Genomic DNA, 25,270 nt, shown 5'->3' with positions numbered 1-25,270 from the left:
GTTGCATTATATTTTACATATTTGCAACTATATTGCATTTACTAGTTTTTCTTTGCCTTATGTTTAAAGATTTTATCCGCAGAAAAAAGTATCCGTTTTATAAGCAGCCTGATGCAATGGATTGTGGTCCGGTTTGTCTTAAAATGATTGCTGCTTACCACGGCAAGCACCTTTCAATGCAATATTTAAGGAAATTGTGCCAAATCGGAAAACAGGGAACAACGATGCTCGGTTTGATTGAAGCTGCGGATAACCTGGGTTTTAAAACACTTGCAGCCGAGTTGCCTTTAAACAAGCTAAACAACCTGCCATTGCCTTGTGTACTGCACTGGCAAAAGGAACACTATGTGGTACTTTACGAAGTAAACAACCAGTATGTTTATCTGGCCGACCCAGCCTTGAACGGTAAAATTAAACTGAGCATGGATGATTTTTTAGCTGGCTGGGTAATAAATACAGAAAAGGAATCGGGGAGGGTACTATTGCTTCAGCCCGAACAGGCTTTTAAAAATTTAAATGCAATACCCGATTACAAAACCTCTTTATGGTCGTTATTGCCTTATTTAAAAACGCAGCGTAAAGGTTGGTCGCCCATTTTGGTGAGCCTGCTTTTAGCTGGCAGCTTTTCATTGGTTATTCCGCTGCTTACCCAAATGGTAGTAGATAAAGGAATTAATGCAAAAAATACCAGTTTACTCCTACTCATTTGTCTGGGGCAATTAATGCTCTTTTCGGGGCGGATGCTGATGGATTTTATGCGGGCAAGGATCTTATTCAGGATAGGTGCCAAAACCAGCATCATTCTGCTTAAAGATTTTCTGGCTAAACTAATGAAGCTACCCTTTTCATTTTTTGATAACCGGCAAGCTGGCGATAACATGCAAAGGGTAAACGATAACCAGCGTATTGAAGAGTTTTTAACTAGTTTTTTAATCAATTTTATTCTGTCGGCCATTACTTTATTGGTTTTGGGTGGTGTATTGCTGTATTACAACTGGCAAATATTTCTGCTTTTTATTACCGGCGCTGTAATCAGCATTATTTGGTCGAATTCCTTTCAGCAAAAACGTAAAATCATCGATCAGAAGAAATTTAAAGTACTTTCTGCCAACCAGCAATTGCTTTTAGAAATTTTTTACGCTATGCAGGAGATTAAACTAACGGGCAGCGAAGAAGATAAAAAAGAACTATGGGAAAGCCTGCAAGACCAATCTTTCGACCTCAAACTGGAAGCGCTTCAGCTCGATCAGCGCATGCAGGGCGTTGGGTCTTTTATCAACGAGGTGAAAAACATATTAATTACCTATACCGCCGCAATGTTAGTCATCAATGATCAGATTACTTTGGGTGGCATGTTGGCCGTTACCTACGTTTGCGGTCAGCTTAATGCACCCGTAAATCAATTGGTAGAGTTTTCGCGAGTTTCGCAGAATACCAAATTTAGTTTAATGCGCATGGATGAGGTACAGCAGGAAGAAGAAGAAGATGTGGACGTGAAAGCGGAATTAAACAATGCGGGCCCGGTTGATATTACGCTAAGCAAAGTATCTTTCCAGTATGGAAACAAACATACGCCTCTTGTTTTAAAAGATATTAATCTGCTCATTCCTGCCGGTAAAATCACTGCTATCGTTGGCATGAGCGGCAGTGGGAAAACAACTCTCATTAAACTCTTATTGAAATTTTATGCCCTAACTGGCGGAAATATTACCCTTGGCGAACAAAATATAACCGAGGTAAATGCTAAATCGTGGCGAAAACGCTGTGGTGTGGTAATGCAGGATGGTTATGTGTTTATGGATTCGATAGCCAATAACATTTTCGCGGGTGCAGGCCTAAAAGATTTTAACCGGCTGTACGAAGCTGCGAAAATGGCCAATATGCACGATTTTTTTTCTTCCATGCCCTTTGGTTACGATACTGTAGTTGGGAGGGATGGTTACGGCTTAAGCGAAGGCCAGAAGCAAAGGCTTTTAATTGCCCGGATGATTTATCGCGATCCGGATTACGTCTTTTTAGATGAAGCAACGAATTCGCTCGACGCACAAAATGAGCGGTCGATTGTAAACAACTTGAATACTTTTTTTAAAGGCAAAACGGTACTCATTGTTGCCCACCGCCTGAGTACAGTTAAACATGCCGATCAGATTGTGGTGCTTAACCAGGGGCAGATTCAGGAATGCGGTACACACGAAACACTGCTTTTAAATAAAGGAAGTTATTATAACCTGATCAAAAATCAACTCGAACTGGGTAAATAAAAACATTATATCTATTACTATGAGTTTACACATCTTTCCTCATTCATTGGTTCGCTATGCCGGTTTGCATCACCAACTTTTTGATCAGTTTAAGTATACAGGTACCGAAAGTATTTTGGCAGCTTATAAAAAGCTTAACGATGAAAAAGAACAGCTTAAAAATCATTTTTGCGAAGCGCTATATCCCATAATTGCCGAACAGCAAGACGACAAGCTAAGGCAACAACTCATTAATGTTAAACGTCAGGTATTCAATGATAAAGAGCTAAGTGATGAGCATTTTTTAGCAATCAATAGGATTTTGCCCGATACGTTGAGCCTAGTTTTGAAAGGTTATTTGGATAAGGTAAAAGAACTTGCTCTTTTTCAAACTCAAAATGCCATGAAATTTGAAGAACAACAAAACCTTCAACGGCAATACCTACAGGAAGTGTGCTTAAAACCAGCACTTCAAAACGGACTTTTGCTTTCCAGTCCGCTATTGTACAGTCAGCTCAATCATTTCATTAAAAAAGATACAACAAGTTTTAAGCAAAAAGAACATCGGGTTATGTTTAGCCTGCTACGCTATCTTACCCGTATTGCTTACAAAACATCGCCTTTTAGCAGCTTTACCTATACGGGTTTAATGGAATTAGGCGCGCCACTTCCAACTGAAACATCGAAACAGGCGCATAAAATTGGCAGCCGGCTAAAATTAAATAATGCCTTGTTCGAATACCTTAAAGCAGTAAGTAAAAAGCACAGCCTGTTAAATGAACATTTGTTGATTAAACTGAATATCACTGCAGAAATTAAAACAGATAAAATTTGCTTTCTGATCAATTTTAATAACATAGAGTCATTTCAGCAATTAAATGCCAATGGTTTACAGTTAATGGTTTATCAATACTTGAATAATCACAAGGGGGCTGTTTCGCTTAAAAACCTGATCTGTTATTTGGCTGGTCAACTTCAAAATCAGGAAGACGAAAGCATGAAAAATTATCTGCTCAGGTTGGTCGAAGCTGGATTACTTGAAATGGACTTAGGTTTTTCGGGAATGGATCAGCATTGGGACCAAAAACTGCTGTTTTTTCTGAGTTCATTAAAAGAAGACGAACCTTCAGTTTTGCCCATTATCAAACTATTTGAAAAACTACAAGCCTACAGAGACGATTATGAATTGGCCGGATCCACTGAACGCTACCAGCTGCTTCAGGATGCAGAACAAGAGCTGAACAGTGTATTTGCCGGACTGCAACAAGAAGCCGGATTACCTTTTTATATCACGATGGCTTCTGAAAAGGAAAAGCAGCAAGAAATTATACCGGCCGATGTATTTTCGAATAATAAATTTGTGCCCTATTATTTTTCTGCTAGGCACATTTTTTATGAAGATTGCTATACCACCGAAAAAACAAGGTTTTCTGAGCAAAAGGTTAAAGACTTTGTGGCCAAAACCGATGAGCTGACCGGGCATTTACTTCCGCTTGATGTGATGCAAAAAGAACGGATTAAAATGCGCGAATTCTTTTTACAGCATTACCAGAATGGTGATGCCATTGCTTTAACTACTTTTTACAGGGACTATTTTTTTTATTGTAAAAAACCGGAGAAAGAAGCTGGGGCATCAGAAGAAACAGATCTATTACTGCTAAAACACTGGAAAGAGGCTGTGCAGGCCAAATTAGCGTTAATGGATCATACCGATCACCTCATTGCTTTTGATTGTTTATTTTTTAACGACCTCCCGCAAGGTAATGATCTGGCAAAGAAATCATCCTCAGGTATGTTTGTGCAGTTTACAGAAAATGATGGTGAACTTTTAGGTGTTATAAATGCCTTGCTTCCAGGTATGGGAAAGGTGAGTGGCCGTTTCTTATCACTTTTTGATGAAGAAATAACCCGGCAGTTTGTACAATACAATGAAAGGCTCCATCCTGACCAGATTAAAGTAGAACTGAATGACGCCTCAACCTTTAATGCCAATATCCACCCGCCGTTACTGGCACACGAGCTTGAACTTCCGGGAGGAAATAATATTTATCAGGAAGACAAACAATTTAATATAAGCCGTCTGAAAGTTAAATACAATCAGCGGCTCGGAATCCTCACACTTCATAACCAGGATTCAGAACTGTACAGTTATGATTTAAGTTTAGAATCTTTTTATAACCGGAGTAACCTGTATCAACTGCTGGCACATTTCAATCCCGATGCACGCTTATCTTTACAGCCTTTTATTCAACTGGTAGATCTTTATTGCCAGGGAAAACTATCAGCCCCCGTACCTGATATTTTTACTTTACCCAGGATCGTTTATGCCAGAAATGTGGTTATCAGACGAAAAACCTGGCGCATAAAAACCGGAATTATTCCGGTTCATGAACAGCTTGAAAGTGATTTCGAATATTTTATCAAATTAAATAGCTGGTTGAAAGCGCATGAAATTCCTCAGCAAATTTTTCTATTTCTAAGGAAACGCGCCTATCTGAGTAGTAAAGATGAAAAAAGGGCGGGTTTGTACGATGATTATAAGCCACAATACCTATGTTTTGATAGTCCGCTATTGGTCGGCATGTTTAAAAAGCTATTGTTGCGTGCTGGCGATTACCTAACATTTGAAGAAGTTTTTCCAAAGCCAGATCAACATGCGGTTCGCGAATATCTCATTCAATGGTACAACACTTAAATAACGGATATGCAAAAACAAAATGATAAGTGGCTTGCTGTGTACATCTTTTATAAGGGAGATGCAGATGTGCTTTTAAAACAGTTGGTATATCCGCTTATTCAAAAATGGCCGTGCTCCTGGTTTTTTATCCGCTACTGGGATGGAGGCGATCATATCCGCCTGAGGTTAAAGGCCGCGCTAAGCGCACACCATTTAATTGTAGAGGAGCTTAATCAGCTATCGGCACAGGCTGAAATAAATGTTACTAAGCTTCAGGTTGCAGTATATGAGCCAGAAACAGATCGATACGGTAATATTCAAAGCATGGTGTGGGCAGAACGTTATTTTGAGTGCTCTTCTGTTTATGTATTAAACTGGATTGTAAAAAAAGAACCCAAACATTCAGTATCTATACAGGCTATAAAACTACATTTGGTATTGTTGTTCGCTTTAAAATGCGATAACGCAACATTGATAAACATTTGTAATTTCTTCATAGCAGGTTGGTTACCTAAACTTTTTAATCAGCAAGATCCTGTAACTACACAAAAAATATTCTGGTTAAATCAGTTTGAATCAACTTTTAAACCTGCTAAAAACCAAATCTTACAAGCAGCTAATCAGTTTTGGCAGTGTTTAGATAGGGGAGAAATAAACAATGACACAACTGTTTTTTTATCAGAAAGTATCGCAATTATGCATTTGTACCAAAAAGCTGAATTTAAACAGGAAAAGCTTTTTCAGGTAATTACCAGTTTTATGCACATGAACAATAACCGGCTGGGGATATCCAACAACGAGGAAGCCTATATAATTTACATTGTGATAGAATGTTTGAAGTTTATTAAAGAGAAGTACACTCACCAAACTTAAATATGTTTACCGAAAAACAGACAGAAAATCTGAGCAAACAGCTTTATCAAATCCACGAGGCTTTGTGTGCAGCACTCCATGAAAACGATACTGAAATCTGGTGGTCTACACCATTTTATATTGGTACTGATGAGTACGAACTGAGGGAAAGTTATGATCTCTTTAACGGAAACTGTGGTATTATCCTGTTCTTTTTAGCGCTGTATCAATTTGATGGGAATAAAGCTCATTTGAGGGTGGTGAACAAAGGCATGCAGCGTATATTTAATAAAGATGAAGTAATTAACACAAAATTTTTTGCGCTTTATACAGGTTTAGGAGGAGTAATATATACCTGTTTAAAAATTTTCGAAGTTACAGGCGATGTTTTTTATCGTGAAAAGGCCTTGGATCTCGCTTTAACCAATCGGAAACAGCTGACTGAAGATCTGCTAAAAGCCGATATTTTAAGTGGTTATACCGGTAATTTACTGCTTTTTACATTACTTTATCACCATACCGGCCATGCAGGGATATTAAGTATGGTTAGCTCATTAGTTGATCGGACAATTACAGAAGCGCGTATATCAGGGCAAGGGCTAAAATGGGATTACTCCAGAGCAAAGAAAGCCTACGATAGCATGACAGGCTTCTCTCACGGCGCTTCGGGAATTGCGTGGGTATTAATGCAGGTGGGTAAATATTTTGATGCCGCCGGAATTATTTATCTGGCAGAGGAAGCTTTGAGATATGAAATGCAATATTACCATCAGCCAGACAATAATTGGCTTGATTTGCGCCTTGGCCCACACCGGCTAAACAAACCCAATGCGCATGAATGGAATCTGCATACCTTTTTACCCGAAATGACCGATGTAAACGCCTGGGCACATGGTGCAGCCGGAATAGGCTTAACCAGGAGAATGGCTTTTGAATTTACAGATAAGCAAAATTATCAGGTCGACTGCAAAAACATCCTTAAGCGGTGCTTAAACGATATCAGAAAGCTTGATCGGGATGATTTTACTTTGGTGAGCGGTTATACTGGCATGATTCCATTTTTATTGACTGGTAAAATAGGTTGCGGAGTTTCTATCGAAGCTGAGGCTATTTTTATTTTAGAACAGGCTGCTAAGCTCCATAAAAGAACAAATAGTTACAATGCTTATGTTTCTTGTGGCGCCGAAGATTATGGTTTATTATCGGGGAAAACGGGTATTGGTTACATCATTATAAGGCTGTTAACAGATAATAGGCAGATTGATATTTTAAATCCCGAATTACCTGTAAGATGCAGCAATAAAAATTTTAGACAAGCATACTCAGTCTACAACATTAAAAAAACGATTTTCTCGCGATATTACAAGCGAACATTGGGCGAGTTAAAAGAAGTGAGTCCGTCAGTTTTTGAAGCTAACAATATCGATGAATTTCAAATCAACTTAAAAGCCGAATTCTTAAATAAAAAAAGTGCAGGAGCTAAGACACAATATGAGTTAGAATGTGCAGTAGCTAATTTATGGAAGTTACACAAAGGTTATTTTAGTTTTGAACAAAAGCACAAGCATTTACGTAAGATGGCTGACGAAAGCCTTTCCATAACTGATAAGGATCTGGTTGAACATTGCTTTCAACTTAGTAGCCATGTTAAAATCTATCACCCTGATCAAAAGGAAGGCAACGAATTATTGTTATTGGTAAGCGATGAAAACGGTGTTAGCGAAACCAATATAGGGGTATTTCCAGCGATGATTTTAAGCGCAGTTGATGAGCGGGGGATGCGCGGGTTGGAGTTAATCAATCAGATTCAGTCCGTTTTTTTTAAAGACATTGCTACTGAAACACTTTTGGCTGAATTGCAGGATAAAGTTTTACAACAGCTGCGTTTGTTAATTAAAGCAGGTTTTGTAGTGTTAAGGAGAGATTAGTTGTTTTATTAGTAGATGGAATGTAGTTTCGCAACGGGTTTGCTTTCGTTTACGGAACTATAAGCAGCAAGGCACCTTACAGGCACCTTGCAAATACTTAAACTAATTAACAAATAACAGTAGTGCACCTTACTGGTGGCGTATGGTGATCGTCTGTTTGTTCGGTGTGTGTTGGTTCAGATACATTACCTAAACCCCCAGATAAACGTATAGCTACTTCGCTATCAATACTGGTTACAAAACTTTCTAATTGAAGGTCTTCAAGACTTAGCGTGATTTTTTCTGATTGATTTTTCATAAAATAATTGATTAAAGTAAATGCCTACTGGTGGTTACGGGGTTTCGGCTTATCCCCGGTTGCAACAGTACTAAGGTATGTAATTGCAACAATGTTGCGAAATAAAAAATGTAATTTTATTTATTTGTATGGGTAGTGCCTGCTGATCGATGTTTTTGATATAATTTAGTGTACAGGTAATTTTTTTTGGCATAACCAGAAAAGCCATTTGCCTTTTAACCAAAAAACTGAAAAAAAATAAAATAGTTAACCAGATGACTATGATTGGTTTAGCAGGTTTCGTGTTTGAATTGAGCAAAATAAATGCAAATAATTTCAATTCTGTTTTGGATCAATACATTTAATTTCTATCTTTGCAGCCCCGCAAGGGGGATAAATGATTCCGTAGCTCAGCTGGTAGAGCATTACACTTTTAATGTAGTGGTCCTGGGTTCGAATCCCAGCGGGATCACAGAAACCTTCAAGTTCTAAACTTGGAGGTTTTTTGTTTTGTGGCCATTTGTATTAGGCTAGTCGTGCTGGCAGGTGTTGGATCAAGTGGAAAAGTTGGGGCAAGTTAAACTCTACAGTTTATGATCTGCTAATAAATTAAATCGGTTTGTATATTTAAGACATAATTTGAAATTCAAACAAAACGCTAAGAACTATGTCACTGATTAACGATCTCTCCAATGCAGGAATTATTGAACAGCAGGAAGCTGCCGGACTGAATAAGAAAATCGGTTCAGATTCAAACGATATTTTAGGAATTCTATATTACTTTTTTCTACAAAAAATAACCGGGAGTTCTGAAGCTGGAAGTATCTATGTATTGGTGGAGCCAGCAGAAGAGCCAGGGATTCAAAACAATAAAGAAAACCATTCAAAATTTCTTGAATTACTATATAAAGAAGGTCTGGTCTCAGAGATTGTATACCAAAAGATAAAAACGTTTCCACATAAAGCTGATCAGTCTGGCTATTTAGCTATGCTTCATTTAGCTAGAGAGTTAATGTGTTTTTATAAGGCTTTCACAATTGAGAATCAACTGGTATTTGCCACCTTACTTGAAGGGAAAAGTCGTTATGGCTCAGATCGCCTACTTGATGTTCAAAAGAAAAATAAACTTATTCAGGACATAAAGAATGAAAAACTTGAGACATACCTCGATTTTTTTAGATATTGCTATGGGGCCAGATTTGTTAATGTTGCAAACTATCGTGGCAATGAAAAATCTTTTTTAAAAGAAACGGTTAAAATCTTTAATCAATTAAACTATAATGCATTTACGATCACTGAAATTACTAGTTACAATGAAGATTTTACCGGAGAGCCTTCTTACCACAATAAACAAACAACAATTATTATCTGCACAGGTGCCAGGGAACATCGGTATACTTATACATTTTGGCAAAACGAAAGTAAAAACCATCGCGAAAATAAGCTCCATTCATTATTAGAAAATCTTTTGCTTCTGCTAAATCAGCTCTTAGCCGATTTTAACGCCAGTTATAGATTGACTGGGATTACCAATCATATAAGTGAAGCTTTATTCCAAGGAAATAGGGCAGAATATGCCATTTGCCGTTTTCATCAAGAAAATATAGGTATCCTGGATTTCTATGATATGCAGAAAAGGTTTTTGAGTAATTCGCCTTCTACTTTGTTTATTAGACTTCCACTTTCCTATCTGTACATAGAATATGCTATTTACCACATTAAAAAGTGCGGATTATTAGCGCACATCAATAATAAGCAGTATGATCATATTCTAACTGACATTTACAAAACTACTTATGCTGTGGTAGCAGATTTGCTTGCGATCTTTCCAGACACAATCGTAATTGTTAACAGAACAATGAGTTCGGGACAGCAACCATATCGTGACTTTCTTTTGGCATTAAATGAGGTTTCCCGCGGAGTCCTTAATTTTACTGAAATTAACAATGGGTTTCCAGAAAGTTTTACCTTGGGAAGTGAATTAACCTTTAAGGTTTCCTTCAAGTGCAATGGCGAATACCATGAGGTAGAATGTAACATGACAAACCAGGAATTTAGTGATAACCTGGTTTACTATGTCATTATTGAAATCATCAAGAAAAAATATCCTGGACACCTACTCAAACAGTTAATTAATAGCAAACACACACAGGATGTATACATGTTTGTAACAAATCAGCAATATGATTATTTGAAAAAAATGAAGCTTATGGAAACGATAGATCGTTTTTAGTTTTTTTTGCCCTAATTCATCAAGTCTTATTAGTTTTCCTGAATACTTTTAAAATGGCAATGAATACAATTTTCTACTAGCAAGATTAGGAAAAAAAGATATGCACGATTAAGTATTTTAGAAACTTTGGTAAGACTGCCCATCCCTGCGCAAAAAAAAACAAAAGCTGTACTCGGAAAAATAGTATTTGCCTTACGGATTTTCTATTTATTTCTTAATTTGCTTCAAATTAATTAACTCAATCAAAATGAAATTTCCTGTCCCAAAAAGTATCTTCCTTCAGAAACTCCCTGTGTTTCTTCTTGCCGGTAAAATTTTACCCAGTCGGTTTTAAAGATTGTATTTAAACTACTTATATCGCCTTACCCTTTTATTTCAAAATTGAAGCAATCATTTGAGTGCGCTTATCAGGAGCAATTTTATAGATTTCTGAGCAATTAGCGCGCAAGTGAAAATCCTCGATAAAGCCAACTGGTATATAGGTAAGCTATGTGCAGTCTGATGCGTTTACATTAAAAAAATACGAAATAGTAAAAAGGGAAGACGGCCTGCGAAAGCAGTTTTTTGTTTTTTAAAAATCAACAATATAAATGGAGACCAGAGACCATTTCAAAAACGGGGCAACACCGAAAAGCCATATGAGTAGGAGAAAATAAAGTAATAGAAATATGCCAAAAACTGATATTAACGTTATCAAAAATCAATCAAAAAGTATTTTAAACAGTAAATTAATTGCCACGGTCAATGTTGGAGTGAACCCAACTGCAATGGCAATAACATCCGATTCCACTAAATTATATGTGGCAAACGGGAATAATTACGGTATCGCTGGAAGTGATACTGTGACCTTGATTGACCTAAAGACCTTTATGCCTATCTTAACCATTTCAAGCGGAACATTTAATCAACCCTACACCGTAACGTTATCTAAAGATGAAACCAAGGCTTACGTTACCAATTCAAATGCGGCAACAATTAGCATTATCGATACCGCAACAAATCAGGTTACCGGAACAATTGACGGATTTAACGGGCCATCGGGTATGGTAATTACGCCAGACGGGACTAAGGCCTATGTTAACAATTATGGCGCGAGTACAGCAATTCCATCCGGATCCGGTAATACTGTTAGCGTGGTAGATTTGGTTGGCGAAAAAATTATTGAAGAAATTACTTTAAGTGAATATACACAAGCTGCTGCACCAGCTGCAATTGCCATTAGTCCGAAGGGTGATTTTGTTTATACTGCAAATTATACAAACGGAGAGCCATGGCAAGGTACACTTTCAAAGATTTCGACCGTTACGAATACTGTAGTTGATACCATTGGTGGAGCTCCTTTTTTAGCAAGTAGCCCTTTTCTATTTGGTATGTTTGCGATAAAGTTTGATGCTTCTGGTAAGTTCGCCTACCTTACTAATTTTGGAAGTAATAATTTTGCCCCTTATGGTACAACAGTTTGCGTAATAGATCTTGAGCAAAAAACACAGTCTGCTTTGATTGAACTCGGGATACAGCCATCAGGATTTGATATTACCCCAGATGGACTTTATGGATTTGTTTCGAATTACAATACCTTGTACAGTTCAGGAGCACCGAATTATACTGGTTTAACTGCCGGTCAAGGAACTGTAAATATTATTGATTTAGCTACAAATTTGTTGGTTCCGATCACTATTAATGTCGGACAGTCTCCGGGAGCGATACTGATGAGTCCTGATGGTAAATATGCTTTTGTATCAAACTATACCGCCAATACAGTTAGTGTTATTAGCGTATATGGAGAGTAATCATTTTGGTATTTAAGATTTAAGTATATCTAATCAAAAATGCAGAAGCCCCGCAATGTGGGGCTTTTGTAATTCTGCTTTTTATAGCTCTATACTATTTCTAAAGTGGCTTTTCTGATGCAGATTATATTCGCCTAGGTTCGGAACAATATTTTTCTCCGGCTGAGTGTATTCGCCGGAGCTTTTAGTACCTTGGAATTTGTTTTTTGACTATGAATATTTATGCTAAATTTGTGATGTATAAACCTGTCTTAATCTATTAATTATCTCTCAATAATGTTTTTTCAACAGTGACCCCATCTCGCACTTATTCGGTCTTCTACCTTACGGTGCTATTCGATTTATATCTTATTGGCTTATTATTCATGTTCGTTGTAACAGATGAATATAATGATTACAGCTTAACCAAATAAAACGCCCTTTATGTGTCTAAACAAACGCTTACAAATTAATTTGAAACTGGTGTGGACAGGAATCAAAAGCCAATTATTTTTAGTCTGGACTAACCTTACGCTATTTAGATTTTTTCTGCCTGTTTTTTTCTCGGTACTATCTTTAGTATCATCCGCGCAAAAACCAAATATTAGCTACACGAGCCCACAAACTGTTTATCTTGAAAAAGAAATAACGCCCATTAGCGTTACAAATACCGGTGGAGCTGTTCCTGGCAGAATATATCCTCAAGTCGATCAACTCTTTGCGGGAAACCCATCGTTCATTCAACATTTTATAAAAACTTCTTCAGGGGATCTTTACGGCACTCAATATGCTTCTATAATCCGTGTAAAACCAGATGGGAGTTCTTCAGTATTTGCCGGAACATCAACCTACGGTTATGCTGATGGATTAGGTACAGCTGCACTGTTTGGTACGTTGAATGATATCATAAATGACAATGCAGGGAATCTGTATGTAGCTGAAAGAAATAGCCGTGATGAAACAAATGGTAGGATAAGAAAAATAACGCCATCCGGTGTCGTATCAACTTATGCACAAGGATTGTTTAGTCCTGGTGCGCTTGCCATGGACGCTAACGGTGTAATTTATGTTGCAGAAGGCCCGGGAAGGATAATGAAAGTTGCTACGGATGGCACAGTTTCATTTGTAGCTGGCCAATCAAGAGTTACTGGAAAGGCTAATGGTACTGGGGCTGCTGCGTCATTTTATAACGTAGTTGCTATAGTAATAGGTAAAGATGGCAACCTCTATGCATTAGAATCGGGAAATAGTCTGATTAGAAAAATAACACCGGCTGGTGTTGTAACCACGTTTGCGGGCTCAAATTTTGGCAGTGCAGATGGTAGCGGCCTATCTGCTTCTTTTTGGTCTCCACAGATGATGCGGATAGATTCGAAAGGTAATTTGATTGTTGCCGATGGAAATTCCTTATTCCGCCGGATAAGTCCTTCAGCTGATGTTGTTACTATCGGAGGACCGGTGTACTATGATTCGAATGGAAAAACGAAATATGAAACCTATTATAGCAACTTCATTATTGATGAGGATGATAATATTGAATATCTTTCAGGGGGGCTTTACAGGATATTAACAACGGGGTTTACCATTACTCCAACGCTACCTGCCGGGCTCTCCTTGAGTACAGATGGTACTATTGTTGGTACACCAAAGGCAGTTTCTGCCGCCACCAATTATAAAATTGCTGCATCAAATGAATCCGGAATAAGCACTTATAATTTAAATCTTACAGTTGCTGTTTCTACAGAGCCACCTGTAATTACATCGTTTTCGCCAACATCAGCATACACAGGGCAAGGTGTTACTATTACCGGAAGTTATTTTACAGGTACTACTGCTGTAACCATCGGCGGAAAACCTGCAGCTAGTTTTAGTTTGGGATCACCAACCAGCCTTTATGCAAATGTTGCTGCTGGTAGTTCCTTATCAGGAGATGTTACGGTAACAAATCCTTATGGTACAGCCACCTTATCGGGGTTTACCTTTATACCTCCGCCTACCATTACAGCTATTTCTTCGCTTAGCGGAGCAGCCGGTAACGTTATAAAGATTACAGGTACTAACTTTAATGGCGTAACTCAGGTTAATTTTGGAGGCTATTATGCTTCCTTTACCATCATTTCACCAACAGAAATAAATGCAGTAGTGGGCAATTATGGTGGTAGTGGAGCGGTGTCTGTTTATGCCCCTAGTGGAACGGCAAATTTTCCTGGCTTTACCTATATCCCTGCTCCAAATATTAGTACTATATCTCCTTATAGTGGCGGAACAGGTGATGTTATTACCATAACCGGAAATGATCTTAGTAATGCAACCAATGTAAGTTTTGGAAACACCGCAGCAAGTTCGTTTACAGTGGTTTCGCCAACAACTATTAAGGCTGTAGTTGCAGCTGGATCAGGCAATGGCATTACCGTAACTACGCCTGGAGGAAAAGCCACATATAGTAGTTTTAACTATATTTTACCTCCGGCTATTACTCAGGTATACCCGCTTAAAGGCGGGTTAAATAGTGGAATTACAATCATTGGATCCAATTTAAGTAATTCGCAGGTAAGCATAGGGGGCGTACCTGCTCAGATTGGTTATAATAGCAATAATCAGATATTGGCTTATGTTGGCAATGGCGCGTCATCGGGTAATGTAACCGTAACAAATACTTATGGAACGGCATTGCTGGCAGGATTTATCTGGGTGCCTGCTCCAACTATTACCTCTTTTAGCCCAACAACTGCTGCTAGTGGAGATATTGTTACGATTACTGGTACAGATTTAACAGACGTAGGAACTGTGACAATTGGAGGCATTAGTTCGATTTTTACCATTCTATCACCTACTGCAATCCAGGCTACTGTTGGGGCAGGGGCAAGTGGTTCAATTGGTGTTATCTCACCTGGAGGGAATGCCAGTTTGCCCGGTTTTAGTTATTCTGGGCCAGTTATTACTTCATTTACACCAACAAGTGCAGGTGCTGGCCAAACGGTAGTCATTACCGGCAATAACTTTACAAATGCTTCCGACGTTTATTTTGGGGGTGTTTCTGCCACATCATTCATTGTGAATTCGCCTACTCAAATTACGGCTGTTGTTGGTTTAGGAAAATCAGGAAGTGTAACGGTAGTAACACCTTTAGGGCGAACTTCTACATTTGGATTTACCCACCCAGGGCCATCCATCTCTTTTTTTAATCCAGTGTATGCTGGTACACTATCGACATCACCGGTAACTATCGCAGGTAATAACTTTACAAATGCTACCGCTGTGAGCTTTGGAGGAGTACCAGCCACATCCTTTACAGTATTGTCACCAACTTCGATAAGTGCTATTCCCGCTGCATCAGCATCAGGAGATGTAGTGGTGGTAACCCCATTTGGTAAGGATAGTAAACCAGGCTTTGTTTGGGCTCAACCACCTACAGTTACTGCATTCTCTCCTGCAGCACAGCAAAGTGGTGGGCAGGTAACCATTACCGGAACAAATTTTATTGGTGTTACCGGAGTTAAAATTGGAGGTGTTTCAGTTTCGTATTCTACATTTTCATCTACCTCAATTATTGTTTACATAAATAATGCCGTTGTTAGTGGCAGTATTAGTGTGATTACAATCAGTGGTACCGCTTCCATAGACGGGTTCATTTATTCTTCGCCGGTTATCCAGAGCATAAGCCCTGTAGTAGCTGCCGCCGGACAGACCGTTACCATTACCGGTAACAATTTTACAGGCATACAATCAGTAAACTTTGGCGGTGTTAACGCAACATCTTTTTCAGTTGTTTCTCCAACTATTATAACGGCTACAGTTGGTACCGGTAACAGTGGAAGTGTAAATATTTCTGGTCCCAGTGGAATGGCAAATATAGCTGGTTTTACATTCTTGCCTCCGCCGGTAATATATTCATTTACACCTTCATCAGGAGGTTCAGGTACATCAGTTTCTATAAATGGTTCCAATCTGCTCACAACATCGGCAGTAACGATAGGAGGTATTGTTGCTACAGTTACCAGCGTAACCAATAATGTAGTAATAGTAACGGTAAATGCCGGAGCCAGTGGCAAAATCTCTCTAACAACAAACGCAGGCAATACAGAAATTGATGGTTTTACCTGGTATCCTCAGCCAAACATTACCAGTGTAAGCCCGTTAACTGCGAACGGACAAACCCCTGTTACGATAACGGGGAATAATTTTACGGGGACAACACAAGTTAAATTTGGATCATCTGTTGTTGCGTTTACTGTGTTATCTCCAACTCAAATTAAAGTATCACCAGTAAATGCTTCAAGTGGAACCATTACGGTAACAAATCCCGGCGGAACGGCTTCTTTTCAGGGTTTCGTCTTTTTACCTGCCCCGGTAATCACATCGTTTACAACCACTGGGGAAGGATCTTCAGCGGTTGTTAGTATTATGGGAACTAATTTTACAAATGTTACCAGTGTGAAATTTGGGAGTGTGGAGGCAAGTTCATTTACGGTAAATTCGCCAACGAGTATTCAAGCAGTACCAGGTTTAGGCGAAACCGGATCGATTAGTGTTACCGGGGATGGTGGATCTGGAACAATAGCCGGATTTTTATATAACAAGCCACCGCTGGTACTCTCATTTTCGCGAGCATCTGGTCCGATTGGAACGGCATTAAGTATAATTGGAGATAACTTTAATCCCATACCTGAAAAAAATGTAGTTTATTTTGGCCCCGTTCGAGCGCAGGTTACGAATGCAACCAAAACGAAGTTAGAGATAGTCGTACCAGCAGGCGCAAATAACCTAGTTACAGTAACCAATATAGATAAGGGGCTAACCGGCTATTCCAATTTACCGTTTATGGTAACTACAACAGCAACTTTTTCAGGCTATTCGAACAAGCATGATATAAATTTCGACTCAGCAGTTTCTTCAATAGCCATCAAAGATTTTGATGGAGATGGAACCCCTGATTTTTTGGTTGCCAAAAGCGACTCTTTATACATCCTTTTACATGGAAGAGATAAAGTATTGTCAAAATCATCATTCACGCAAAAGATTAATTTGGTGATTGGTAAACAAGTTATAAATATGGTAGTGGATGATATAGATGGAGATGGAAGCCCCGATATTTTATTCGGTACGGGGCTCAGTATTGTTTTTTTACGTAATACATCAACATTGGGTAATGTGTCTTTTAGCACAACTGCATTTGAGTCGTTAAATAGCTCATATTCGGGTATGTTTCTTAGAGACATAGACATGGATGGCAGACCGGATTTAATTTCGGGTACAGGTGGAGCTTATTATCTTAATACTTCAAATGCATCTAAAGTCTCATTTGGAACAGCAGGATACTTTCAAAACACCTCCTCCAGCAGCAATATTTCATTTACCTTAACAGATATTGATGGTGACAATATGCCCGATCCAATTTATGGAAGTTCTTATAATGGATTTACAATATTTAATAATCGTGCGGTGCCTGGTAGTTTAAACCCTCAACTATTTCCAACTACGTATATCACACATTCGAGTTATTATTCATCAACTTTACTATCTGCCGATTTTGACGGGGATAACAAAGCAGATGTACTAGAAAATGATTATGGATATAATGCGAGCAATTTATTTCTGGTATCAAGGAATATAGCAACGAAGGGAACGATCACTACCGCATCGCTCCAGGCACCACAGGCATTTTCGAATAAGGGATTAATATATCGAAATGGTTTGGCTGACGTTGATGGAGACGGCAAGATAGATTTAATGGGAGGTGTAAACTCTACTATTTCCTATTCCCGCAATTTATCTGGTGTTGGTACTATTCAGTTTGAAGCACCTGTTTTACTGCTTTCGGGTGCTAATGATAATTTTAATAATTATCAAGTAAGTGATATTGATGGCGATGGAAGGAATGATATTATAGTTTTGGATCCTGTAAACAGCAAAATAGCGATCTATAATAATGGTATTATACCAGCGCCACAAATTACCTCGGTATCACCGCTTATTGCAGCAAAAGACTCAACTGTTTATATTACAGGTAAATATTTTGACCAAACATCGGTTGTGAATTTTGGTGCCAAGGTGGCAAAATCATTTAGGGTAGTTTCTCCTCAAACTATTATTGCAATTGTTGGAGATGGCGAGAGCGGTAGTATAACAGTCCAAACTCCGAGTGGCCAAAATTCGTTTCCTGGTTTCATTTTTTTAAGCCCTCCGATTATTACATCTGTAGTAACTGCAACAGATGGTACGGGCCAATTATTAATATCTGGTAAAAACTTTACTAAAACTACAAATGTCGCTATCACAGGGGTATCTGCAGTGTCGTTTATTATTAAGTCTGATACACAGATAGAAGCAAACTTTTTGGCATCAAGTGGAACTTTATCGGTAACTAATATAGCTGGTACTTCAACTTTTACCGATGTTATTACCGTTTTACCCACACCCACAATTACTGCTTCAGGGCCGCTTACATTTTATCCCGGAGGCAGTGTATTATTAACGGCAAATTCGGAAGTGGGGTATACCTATCAATGGTTAAAAGATGGAGTTAACATTGCCGGGGCAACATCTGGTACTTATACAGCCAGCCAAAGCGGAGCATATACTGTTATTGTAACACTTAATGGAGTAAGTAGAACATCAGCAGCTACTGTAATTACTACAATGTTTGCACTGCCAGCTTCTAACTTTACAGTAACAGCCAATAGCACCACTTGTTATGGATTGGCAAATGGTACTATTACCATTAGCGCCGCACAGCCATTAAATTATACGGCGACAATAACTGGTGGTAATTTAAATGGAACCTATCCGTTTACCAATACAACCAGTATTAACAATCTGGGAGCAGGTACTTACAATGTTTGCTTTACCATTGCCGGTCAGAATAGCTACCAGCAATGTTTTACTGTAGTAATAACAGAACCTAAAAGTCTGGCGGTATATGCGGCCATTAATAATGCCGCGCAAAGCTTAAACCTTACATTGGATGGTGCTAGCAAATATTACGTTACGCTGAATGGGGTAACCACCACAACTACAGCAGGTAATATGACATTAAACCTGAAAAATGGCGTAAACGATTTAACTGTTGCCACAGATAAATCGTGCCAGGGCATTTATCAAAAACGTTTCGATCTGTCAACAGGTATTCTTGCTTTTCCAAATCCGTTTACATCAACACTAAATGTAAATCTGGGCAATGAGGAGGTTTCTGTGGCAACCGTAGGATTGTTTAAAATTACGGGTGAAAAGGTATACAGCAAACAATTTGCCAATACTTCTGGTACGGTGCAGATAGAGCCCCAGGATCTTACTCCAGGAGTTTATATTCTTAAATTAAAAACTGGTCAGACTGAAAAAATACTTAAAGTTGTGAAATTATGAGAAAGTACATCACCATTCTATTAATAACTACTGCCTTATTTACGAGTTGTGGTAAAAATGACAGTACAGATATTACCGCTGATCCGCAACCTGCTTTGCTTACTTTTCCTGCTCAAAATTCAGTATGTACAGCAGGGACTGTTATCTCAACAACTAAAAGTACTGTAACCTTTACCTGGAATAGTGGAGGCAATACTAACAATTATGAGTTAAACATTAAAAACCTGCTTACTAATGCTGTCACAACATTAACCAGCTCTACTAATCAGTTGTCGGTAAACCTTGATCGGGATACACCTTATTCGTGGTATGTCTTGTCAAAATCTAATTCATTATCAACAACAGCTAAGAGTGAGGTATGGAAGTTTTATAACGCAGGCATAGGCTCGGTCTCTCATCCTCCGTTTCCGGCCGACAATCTTTCTTGCGTTTTTGGGCAAGGTGCTGCATCCGGTACGGTTAATCTAGCCTGGATAGCAAGCGATCCGGATAATGACATTTTGGGCTACGACGTTTATTTTGGTACAAGCAGTACACCGGCATCTTATAAAGCCGGTATTACGGATAAATTTCTGAATGGTATTGCAGTAACATCGGGTACAACTTATTATTGGAAAGTGATTACGAAAGATGCAACAGGCAATACCTCAGATTCTGGAATATTTCAATTTAAGACAAATTAGGATACGGTACTGATACAATCTGCTGAAAATGTCTAATTTGGTTCATCGAAGGTGAAATCGAAAACATTAACTGAAGCGAAGTATGAATAGTTATAATTATTCTCACTTCGCTTTTATTCTAGCAGAAGTTTGGATAAATGTTTGTCGATAAATCTATTGCCGAGCGCATTCAACGTCTCAAGATAACAGTAAATCTGCCTGATTTCAAGGTTTTTGTCTGGGAATATTTTCATTAACTACTGATTTATTACCCTTTAATCTCGTTTGCTTGCTGACTATTATCAGCCGGTTCCCAAAGTTCAATTTTATTGCCTTCGGCATCCATAATGTGTACAAACTTTCCGAAATCGTAGGTTGCAATATCATCCAGCACTGTTACACCGTTTTCTTTCAGTTGGGTTACCAGCCCTTCAATGTTCTGAACCAGGTAATTGATCATGAAATCTTTTTTGGAAGGGGCAAAGTATTCATCACCATTTTTGAACGGACTCCATTGTAACGAGTTAATTTCTTCAGGCCTATGCACATTTCTCGAATCAAAACTTACCGAGCCCCATTCGTTAACATCGAAGCCCAGGTTTTTAGCATACCAGGCTTTGGTATCTTTGGGGTTATGTGAAAAAAAGAATATGCCGCCAATGCCCGTTACTTTAGGTATGATTGAGTTTTCTGCTTGTTTTTGTTGCTCTTCCATGTGATTTGTTTTTTTACTAAATATAGCAATTGAAGTGAAATATCAGAAAACAGATGGCATCTGTTTAAGATGGTTTACATTGCATTAAATCTTGTTTGAAGTATGAAGGTTTTGGCTTTTATTTATTTTGTTTTGCGTTCAATGGAATATAATCTTTGTTTAAGGTTGTTACAGCTGGTGCATGCACCTTTTGTACCCAGTTTTTTAACAGGGCAAGTAATGCTTCCACTATTTTGGGGTTTTGTTTGGCTACATTGTGTTTTTCGCCGATATCGTTTTTCAGGTTATAAAGCTGCACTGTATCATCTTCAAAATAATGGTGCAGTTTCCAATCGCCTTTACGTATCGTTTCGCCAGGGCGCGTTCTGAATATATTATCGTTCGTTTCAGCATTTCCACCTTCTAAATAAATAGGGAAATACCAGTATAACGGGCGCTCAGTAATTACTTTTTCAGGTTTTTGCGTTAGCAGGTAATTGTAAATGCTATTGCCATCCACTTTAGGGTACGCTTTTATATTGGCTACCTGCATCAGTGTTGGATAAAGATCAAGGTTGGTTACCGGAATATCGCTGGTAGTACCAGCTTTAATTTTACCCTTCCACACAAATACCAGCGGAACACGTGTACCACCTTCAAAATAACTGCCTTTACCGGCCCTTAAAGGATGCTGCCAGGTAACCTGGTTAAAACCGCCATTATCTGAGGTGAAAATTATAAGGGTGTTTTGCATCATTCCCTGCGCTTCGAGCGTTTGGATTAACCGGCCAATATTACGGTCTTCGTTATTCAGCATAGTGGCATAGGCCTGGTTACGTTGGCCATCGTCGGCTGGTTTGTCTTTAAATTTATGCATTAAACTATCTACCTTTTGGATGGGGCTATGCACGCCATATGATGCATAATATAAAAAGAAAGGCTTGCTGGCTTTTTGGTTTTTAATATAATCGATGGCTTTATCGGTAATTAAATCGGTTAGGTATTGGTTATTTGGTCCATCAATTTTTACATTGCCGTAAGGCGGGTAATAGCTTTTCGGACTTCCGGCATGCGATCCGCCAATGTTTACATCGAAACCGTAGGTTAGGGGATTGTCGCTCATGTGCCATTTGCCGGCTATACAGGTATTATATCCATTTTCTTTTAACAGCTGCGGAAAAATTTTGAAACCGGCATTAAGCACCTCTATATTTTTTACAGGCACCAGCTTACGGTTTTTGCTATCGCCACGCTCAGAACTACCTACGGTATAAATGCCATGGCGGGTTTGCCATAAACCGCTAAGCATACTCGCTCTACTGGGCGCGCAATTAGATGCCGACGCGTAGCCATTGGTAAAAACCATACCTTGTGTTGCCAATTTATCCATTACAGGAGTTTCGTAAAATTTCGACCCCATAAAGCCTGCATCACGCCATCCCATATCATCCATATTAATGAATATAATGTTGGGTTTTTGTTGGGCTATGGTTAAGCAGGGAACAAACACAAAAAAATAGAGTATTGCAGTTAAGCGCTTTTTCATTTAGGATGTTTATAGCTGGTTAAAGTTTCCATTGGCATTTTTTTGCCCTGGGCTGTTGGTTAATTGCAAATAAAGTAAATAAAACAATATAATGGAGGCTTGATAGACGGTACGGTATTTATATCTTTGATTGTTATCTAAAATGTGACATCCTAACCTGTATTTTAATGATGAATTTTAATCCTGCACTTAAAAAGATTAGTTTTTTAATAACGGCTTGTTTATTGGGTTTTTACCCAGCTTTGCATGCCCAGGAGGCTAAAGCACCGATAATGGGCTGGAGCAGCTGGAACAATTTCAGGGTTAAAATTGATGAAAAGATGATCAGGGAGCAAGCTGATGCCATGATATCGTCGGGATTGTACGATGCAGGTTACCGCTTTATTAATATCGACGATGGCTTTTTTGGCGGGAGAGATGCCTCGGGCAAGCTCTTTGTAGACCAGCAAAAATTCCCTTCCGGAATGAGATTGCTAACCGATTATATTCACAGTAAAAAGCTCAAAGCCGGTATTTATACAGATGCTGGTTTAAATACCTGCGGGTCTATCTGGGATAACGATCAAAAAGGAATTGGAGTGGGAATTTATTCGCACCTGGATGAAGATTGTAACCTGTTTTTTAAAGAATGGAACTTTAATTTTTTAAAGGTAGACTGGTGTGGGGGCGAGAAAATGAAACTGGATGAGCAAACCGAGTACTCCAAAATTATCCGTGCAGTTAAAGCCATCGATAAAAATATTGTTTTTAATGTTTGCCGCTGGCAGTTTCCTGGAAAGTGGGCCATAACCGAGGCCGATTCGTGGCGGATATCGGGCGATATTAGTGCAAGCTTCGCTTCAATCCTTAAAATTATCGACCTCAATGCCGATTTACATCCATACGCTTCAGCTGGCCATTATAACGATATGGATATGCTGCAGGTAGGCAGGGGTATGAGTTACGAAGAAGATAAAACGCATTTTTCGATGTGGTGCATGCTTAATTCACCTTTACTGGCCGGAAATGATTTGCGCTCAATGTCAAAACAAACCATCGAAATACTAACCAACAAGGAAATCATAGCCTTAAACCAGGATAAAGGTTTTAAGCAGGCCAGCAGGGTTTTGAAAACTGGTGATATGGAGGTTTGGCTAAAACCATTGGGAACGGGCGATAAAGTCATTGCCATCATGAACCGTGGTAATCAAACAACCGAATTTAATCTTGATGCCAAAAGTTTGGGTATAAATAGTCGCAGCCGGTTAAGAGACCTTTGGCAGCATACGGATTTGGGAAGCCTGAAAAAACAAAAAACATTTTCTATTCCCGCGCATGGGGTAGTGGTGCTTAAAGTAAAGTCTTAACTCTGTAAATCTTTATTGTACCTGTTTCTGTATTCCAGAGGCGATATTCCGGTTATTTTTCTAAATACCTCACGGAAAGCTTTTGCATCAGCATAGCCTACTTCGTACATCACCTCGTTAATGCTTTTTCGGCTGGTTTCGAAAGCCCTTTTGGCCGATTCTATTTTGGCCCGTTGTAAATATTCAATAGGCGTGTTACCTGTGGCTTTGATAAACCTCCTGTCGAAATTTCTTCTGCCTACTGCAAAACGGGCAGATAAATCTTCCACAGCGATTTTTTGGTTCAGGTTGTTCTCCAGGTAGCATTGTGCTTCTTTTACCATTTCATCGCTGTGCAGCTTTTGCCCCTTAAAAATAATAAACGACGATTGGCTATGTCTATCCATTTCGATTTGGAAAACTTTGGCGCAGTAAATAGCGGTTTGCCGGTCTAAATTCTTTTCAATCAGGTACAGCAGCAGGTTTAGAAAAGAATAAGCACCACCGTTGGTATATATCCCGTTTTCATCCGTAATCAACTGGTCTGTTTTTAAATGTACTTTCGGAAATTTGTTCCTGAAATTATCGGCAACTACCCAATGAGTAGAACAGCTCTTACCATCTAATAAACCGGTAGCAGCCAAAAGGAACGCGCCGGTACACATGCTGGCAATTTCGGCGCCCTGCTGGTATTGTTTTAAAATCCAGTTGGTTAACACCTGGTTTCCTTCAATTGCTTTTTCGTAATTGTGGTTTAATGATGGGATAATTACCAGATTGGTACGACTAATTGATGATATATGCCGGTGCGGTTTAACGCTAAATAAACCATCGTAATAGTTTACTTCATCCGAAATGCCTGCCAGTTCAATTTTAAACAATGCTTCATGACCGTTTTCCTGCCAATATGCGTTTGCCCTGCTAAGTATTTTATAAGAGCCGATAATGCTGCTCAGGTTGTTCGGTCCATCGGGAACCAGTATGGTAATGTGTTTCATTTGAGGTAGGTAAGATATTTGATGTTGATATAAAGATAAGGATTAAGCTTGTCCAAATCAACCCGTTACAATGTCTGTTTTACACCGTACATAAAAGCATTAATCGGGTTAACTTTGGTATATACTAATTCATATTTAAAATTTAAACCACATCAATACCATGGAAAAACAAAATTTTACAGCTGCCATTGAGGTAGATCAAAGCCCAAAAGAAGTAATTAACGCCATTACCAATGTACGTGGTTGGTGGTCGGAAGATATAGAAGGTAACACAGCAGCGCTAAATGCCGAATTTATTTACCACTACCGCGATGTGCACTATTGTAAGGCGAAACTGATAGAACTGGTTGCGGATCAAAAAGTAGTATGGCAGGTGCTCGATAACTACTTTAATTTTATTGATGATAAAAGTGAATGGATCGGTACTAAACTTGTTTTCGATATTTCGACAGCAGACAACAAAACTGTTGTAACTTTTACCCATGAGGGACTGGTGCCGCAATACGAATGTTTCGAAATTTGCCGAGAAGCCTGGACCAATTACATTAAAGGAAGTTTATACCAGCTCATTACAACAGGCAAGGGACAGCCAAACCCGAAAGAAGGTGATGGTTACAATACCGAACTGGCTAAAAAATGGCAACTGGAGGCCTGATTAAAAAGGCCGCGATTGAGCGGTAACGCTATAAATATAGAATTGCCATCCT

The 25,270-nt window shown here is 38.8% G+C and carries 14 protein-coding genes and 1 tRNA gene; 11 read left to right on the top strand and 4 right to left on the bottom strand.

The window, feature by feature from the left end; translation table 11 throughout:
* Positions 1-59 precede the first annotated feature (59 nt).
* Genes DBR40_RS08610 through DBR40_RS08595 form a run of 4 tightly spaced genes read left to right on the top strand, consistent with a single transcriptional unit; the run spans position 60 to position 7,697 of the window.
* Positions 60-2,261 (top strand): peptidase domain-containing ABC transporter, encoded by a 2,202-nt coding sequence (locus DBR40_RS08610; protein ID WP_158674013.1) that lies wholly within the window; start codon positions 60-62, stop codon positions 2,259-2,261.
* Between the two features lie 19 nt (positions 2,262-2,280).
* A complete protein-coding gene (locus DBR40_RS08605) occupies positions 2,281-4,935 on the top strand; it encodes a lantibiotic dehydratase (protein WP_124559328.1) in 2,655 nt (884 codons plus the stop codon).
* Between the two features lie 9 nt (positions 4,936-4,944).
* Entirely contained in the window at positions 4,945-5,790 is an 846-nt protein-coding gene (locus DBR40_RS08600; protein WP_124559327.1) for a thiopeptide-type bacteriocin biosynthesis protein, read from the top strand.
* 2 nt (positions 5,791-5,792) lie between these two features.
* Positions 5,793-7,697 (top strand): lanthionine synthetase LanC family protein, encoded by a 1,905-nt coding sequence (locus DBR40_RS08595; RefSeq protein ID WP_124559326.1) that lies wholly within the window; start codon positions 5,793-5,795, stop codon positions 7,695-7,697.
* 106 nt (positions 7,698-7,803) lie between these two features.
* Here the strand turns inward: DBR40_RS08595 and DBR40_RS08590 are convergent, their stop codons facing one another.
* Positions 7,804-7,995, bottom strand: coding sequence for a pinensin family lanthipeptide (locus tag DBR40_RS08590; protein WP_124559325.1), 192 nt, complete (start codon positions 7,993-7,995; stop codon positions 7,804-7,806).
* Positions 7,996-8,373: 378 nt separating this feature from the next.
* On the opposite strand from DBR40_RS08590, the gene DBR40_RS08585 reads away from it, so the two are divergent.
* The 5 genes from DBR40_RS08585 to DBR40_RS08565 all read left to right on the top strand — a co-directional run bounded on the left by DBR40_RS08585 (position 8,374) and on the right by DBR40_RS08565 (position 20,021).
* A tRNA-Lys gene (locus DBR40_RS08585) sits at positions 8,374-8,446 on the top strand.
* Between the two features lie 195 nt (positions 8,447-8,641).
* The gene (locus DBR40_RS08580; RefSeq protein WP_124559324.1) at positions 8,642-10,207 is read left to right on the top strand and encodes a hypothetical protein; all 1,566 of its coding nucleotides are present in this window, start codon (positions 8,642-8,644) and stop codon (positions 10,205-10,207) included.
* Positions 10,208-10,875: 668 nt separating this feature from the next.
* On the top strand, positions 10,876-11,997 hold the full coding sequence (locus DBR40_RS08575) for a YncE family protein (protein WP_124559323.1): 1,122 nt from the start codon (positions 10,876-10,878) through the stop codon (positions 11,995-11,997).
* A gap of 423 nt (positions 11,998-12,420) precedes the next feature.
* Entirely contained in the window at positions 12,421-19,338 is a 6,918-nt protein-coding gene (locus tag DBR40_RS08570) for an IPT/TIG domain-containing protein (protein WP_124559322.1), read from the top strand.
* Positions 19,335-20,021: a hypothetical protein gene (locus tag DBR40_RS08565; protein ID WP_124559321.1), complete on the top strand. Its 687-nt coding sequence runs from the start codon at positions 19,335-19,337 to the stop codon at positions 20,019-20,021. The genes DBR40_RS08570 and DBR40_RS08565 overlap by 4 nt, the downstream gene beginning before the upstream one ends.
* Before the next feature lie 247 nt (positions 20,022-20,268).
* On the opposite strand, the gene DBR40_RS08560 is transcribed toward DBR40_RS08565, so the two are convergent.
* A complete protein-coding gene (locus DBR40_RS08560) occupies positions 20,269-20,715 on the bottom strand; it encodes a VOC family protein (protein ID WP_124559320.1) in 447 nt (148 codons plus the stop codon).
* A 118-nt stretch (positions 20,716-20,833) separates the two neighbouring features.
* On the bottom strand, positions 20,834-22,240 hold the full coding sequence (locus DBR40_RS08555; RefSeq protein WP_124559319.1) for a sulfatase: 1,407 nt from the start codon (positions 22,238-22,240) through the stop codon (positions 20,834-20,836).
* A gap of 167 nt (positions 22,241-22,407) precedes the next feature.
* On the opposite strand from DBR40_RS08555, the gene DBR40_RS08550 reads away from it, so the two are divergent.
* Positions 22,408-23,586, top strand: coding sequence for a glycoside hydrolase family 27 protein (locus tag DBR40_RS08550; RefSeq protein ID WP_233603836.1), 1,179 nt, complete (start codon positions 22,408-22,410; stop codon positions 23,584-23,586).
* Here the strand turns inward: DBR40_RS08550 and DBR40_RS08545 are convergent.
* Positions 23,583-24,563, bottom strand: a complete 981-nt coding sequence (locus DBR40_RS08545; protein WP_124559318.1) for a GlxA family transcriptional regulator — start codon at positions 24,561-24,563, stop codon at positions 23,583-23,585. The genes DBR40_RS08550 and DBR40_RS08545 overlap by 4 nt on opposite strands.
* A gap of 160 nt (positions 24,564-24,723) precedes the next feature.
* Between DBR40_RS08545 and DBR40_RS08540 the strand changes: the two genes are divergently transcribed.
* Positions 24,724-25,218 (top strand): SRPBCC family protein, encoded by a 495-nt coding sequence (locus DBR40_RS08540; RefSeq protein ID WP_124559317.1) that lies wholly within the window; start codon positions 24,724-24,726, stop codon positions 25,216-25,218.
* Positions 25,219-25,270: the final 52 nt, after the last annotated feature.

It is taken from the genome of Pedobacter sp. KBW01, from assembly GCF_003852395.1.
Lineage (GTDB): Bacteria > Bacteroidota > Bacteroidia > Sphingobacteriales > Sphingobacteriaceae > Pedobacter.
The sequence above is the reverse complement of the archived record's forward strand: the minus strand, read 5'-3'. Positions and strand labels throughout refer to the sequence as shown.